Raw genomic sequence first — 1,397 nt, 5'->3', positions numbered from 1 at the left:
TAGGAACACTCTTTCGACCTTCAAGATGTTTATCGGCGGCTTCAAGATAAGCCTCTCTGTTAGCATTATGCAAACCAACTGGATGTTGTTTATTTGCAGTACCTTCAAGACGACCAAGCTCTTCAAAATATCTTTGTTCCAAGCCACGAGCCGTATTTTTACCTGATTGACCAAAACCGTCATACATGATTTCAGGCATTTGACCACCAAACCGGCTAAAATCATTCCCATAACGATATTTTAATACATCCTCTGGATGTTGCTTACCTGGCATACTTGCATATCCAACATAAGGTTTACCTGTCTTGGCGTCAGTGCCGATATAGGTTATATGTGTGGCTTCTGCTGGGTCTCCTGCTAAGCCCCACGGATCGACCCAAGTCAACCCATTAGGCGCATACTGATACAGATTCAATCCGCCAGCCAAACCAATCGGGTCTGGCTGAGTAAATCTACCTATATCCGGATCATAATACCTGAAAGTATTGTAATGTAAGCCGGTTTCTCTGTCTAAATATTGTCCCTGATATCTGAGGTTTTGCTCTACTGATTCGTGCTCAATTTCATGAATCCGCTTTCCCCATAGCTGAAAGCTGCATTCCCAAAGTATTTTACCGTTTGCATCGGTAAGTTCTTCCGGACAGCCGTTCAGGTCGGTGTGGAAGTACATTACCCTTTCTGGGTCATTACCTCGTTTATCTATCCGCGCCAGTGGTTCGTAGCTGTTCTGATCTGTATAGATATATAGGCTGGTAGGATAATTCGGGCCGGTTTCCTGAATCATTCTTAACCCGTCCCACAGGAAGCGGGTACGGTTATAGGGTTGGCCTTCGCGGTCTATCTGATGTTTTTCGATACGTCTGCCAAGTGCATCGTAGACGTAGCCGTAACGCTGGCTGCGGCCTGTTTGTTCGATGCGTACTTCACTCAGGCGGTGGTCGGCGTCGTAGTAGCGTTGGATGCCGATGGCGGTTTGTTTGGCTTTTTGCTTACCCACAGGAAATCTGTAAAGCAATTTACGCCAAAATACCAGAGAATAAATTAACAGTGTAATACGCCGCGTCATCAAAAAGTACAAAGCCTTCTCGACTGATGACTTGGTAAAGAAAGTAATTTATTTAACAATATAAATTAGTATGACGAAGATAAACAGATATTGACTCGCAACTGGAAAACATAATGAACCGATTTATTATAGAATTTGGTGACAGAATTAACGGTTATCTGTAAAAGCAGAACATACAAGACCTAGAATGTGGTCGAATGAAGTCATAAGTTGTAGTAGTCTTTATTTAATCTGACATTTAGTGTATTTTAAACCAACAATGGAGTGTCAGTAATGAATCAATCTGCAAAAATAATTAAACCTAAATTAGGACTTTTAGAACTCGCTAAAC

Annotated in this window: 1 protein-coding gene; it reads right to left on the bottom strand. The window is 42.1% G+C overall.

All coding sequences use genetic code 11. The features are described from left to right. Positions 1-997, bottom strand: a 997-nt coding sequence (locus BGI33_RS03355) for an RHS repeat domain-containing protein (RefSeq protein ID WP_218965127.1), incomplete at its 3' end; no start/stop codon positions are given. Positions 998-1,397 lie beyond the last annotated feature (400 nt).

The organism is Snodgrassella alvi (assembly GCF_002777425.1).
GTDB lineage: Bacteria > Pseudomonadota > Gammaproteobacteria > Burkholderiales > Neisseriaceae > Snodgrassella > Snodgrassella alvi_B.
This window is presented reverse-complemented; position numbering and strand designations above follow the sequence as displayed.